The sequence below is a fragment of the Alkalibacterium olivapovliticus genome (assembly GCF_003003275.1).
In the GTDB taxonomy this organism is placed as follows: domain Bacteria; phylum Bacillota; class Bacilli; order Lactobacillales; family Carnobacteriaceae_A; genus Alkalibacterium; species Alkalibacterium olivapovliticum.
This window is the reverse complement of the sequence record NZ_PVTO01000077.1, coordinates 1-1,271: the sequence shown is the minus strand read 5'-3', so window position 1 is coordinate 1,271 and position 1,271 is coordinate 1. Positions and strand designations below refer to the sequence as shown.

Genomic DNA, 1,271 nt, shown 5'->3' with positions numbered 1-1,271 from the left:
GGGAGTGTCAATAATTTTGTGTAAATGAAGACTACCTTCTGTAAACTTTATTTAACTCCGGGCTGATCTCTCAAACAATTTCGCTAGTTCCGATTCAGCTTGTTGAAATCCGCGGTGGATCCGTGTTAAAAACTTTTGGTTGTACATATCAAAGCTGGATACCAAAAAACGATCCATTGATTCCTCATTCTGAAATTGTTCTTTACGTCGACTATACTTTTTGATTTGTTTATTGAATGACTCAATCAAATTAGTGGAATATATGCTCCTTCGGATCGATATGGGAAAATCGTAAAACGTCAATAAATGTTTATTTTCTATAAGCGATTTGACTAATCTAGAGTAACTAGTACGCCATTTTTCTGAAAAATCCAGGAGAGCTTCACTGCCTTTTTCACGTGAATCAGCTTGGTAGACAGCTTTGAAGTCTTCGCATATTTCTTTGCGGTCAGCTACGCGTACTTTACTGGCAATATTACGAGAAACATGAACACAACAGTGTTGGTAGGCTGCCCGAGGGAAAACATGGTGAATCGTATCCTTCATGCCTTTGAGACCGTCGGTCACGAACAGAAGAACATCTTCCACCCCTCGATCTGACAAGTCAATTAGTATCTCATTCCAGGTGACGGTAGATTCATTAGGAGCAATTGCGTATCCTAGGACTTCTTTAGCGCCGTCTGGTCGAATGCCTACCGCAATGTGGATAGCTTCCTTTTCAACCGTTTGTCGTTTTAAAGGAATGTAAGTGGCGTCTAGATAAATGGCAGCATAACGGCTGTTCAATTGGCGTTTTTTAAAAGCCTCTACTTCTTCAGAAAAAACTTTTGTCATGTTAGACATAGTCTGAGGAGTATAATGGTGGCCATACATTTTTTCAATTAAATCAGCAATTTCGGACATAGTTATTCCTTTTCGAAAGAGATGAATGATTGTCTCTTCCAAGGTGCCATTCGTTCGCTTGTACGGAGGAATCGTTTGTTGTTTAAACTCTCCATTGCGATCACGAGGGATCTGTAATTGAAGCTCTCCGTATTCAGTCTTGACCGTACGGTCATATGTTCCGTTGCGGGAGTTACCTGAATGGAAACCGATTCGATCATATTTCTCATAATCTAAAAAGGCTGTGAGCTCGGTCTTCAAAAGAGTATTAACGGCTAATTCTAAATGAGAACGAAATAATTCGTTTAAGTCACCTTTTGTGGCTAGAGTCTGTAAGATATCTGTAGTAAAATTGTTCATAGGGAAGTCCTCTTTTCTGTGAATGTAGT

At 39.6% G+C, this 1,271-nt stretch carries 1 protein-coding gene; it reads right to left on the bottom strand.

The annotated features are described in order from the left end of the window. Positions 1-51 precede the first annotated feature (51 nt). Positions 52-1,242 carry an IS256 family transposase gene (locus CLV38_RS13590; RefSeq protein WP_106196529.1) on the bottom strand — a complete coding sequence of 397 codons (1,191 nt, stop codon included), beginning with the start codon at positions 1,240-1,242 and terminating at the stop codon, positions 52-54. Between the last annotated feature and the right edge of the window lie 29 nt (positions 1,243-1,271).

What these genes read in the sequence shown, in the direction of transcription:
- CLV38_RS13590 (WP_106196529.1), bottom strand. Translation starts at nt 1,242, where the DNA reads ATGAACAATTTTACTACAGATATCTTACAGACTCTAGCCACAAAAGGT.